1 pseudogene is annotated in these 420 nt (G+C 76.4%); it reads right to left on the reverse strand.

Annotation, left to right across the window (positions count from 1 at the left end):
• Positions 1 to 224 precede the first annotated feature (224 nt).
• Positions 225 to 420 (reverse strand): annotated as a pseudogene (locus KDL01_RS42270) (fumarylacetoacetase); the annotation flags it as partial.

Consider the following 420-nt stretch of genomic DNA (forward strand, 5'->3'; position numbering starts at 1 on the left):
GTCATGCCACGGACTCCGGGTCCTGTCGGAAGAGGGCGGCTTCGGGTCGTGCGGGTCGTGCGGGGGGCGTACATGAGAGGGGACGGCGGAGCGCGCGTGCGTACCCGCGCACCGCCCGACGCCCAGTATGACGGCGAGGGGCGGTGCGAGTCAGCGGCCGGCCGGGATCCGGGTGCCGACCGGGGCCGGGGTACCGGCCGGGCCGTGGCCCCCGCGGGGGTCGGTCAGGCCGTGGGGACCACCCGTCCCGTGACCTCGCCGAGGCCCACACGGGCGCCGTCCGGGCCCGGTGCCCAGGCCGACAGGGTCACGGTGTCGCCGTCCTCCAGGAACGTCCGCTTGCCGTCGGGGAGTTCGAGGGGGTCGCGGCCGTTCCAGGTCAGTTCGAGGAGCGAGCCGCGCTCCCGTTCGGTGGGACCG

Origin of the sequence: Actinospica durhamensis (assembly GCF_018139695.1) — a bacterium.
GTDB classification, from domain to species: Bacteria; Actinomycetota; Actinomycetes; order Streptomycetales; family Catenulisporaceae; genus Actinospica; species Actinospica durhamensis.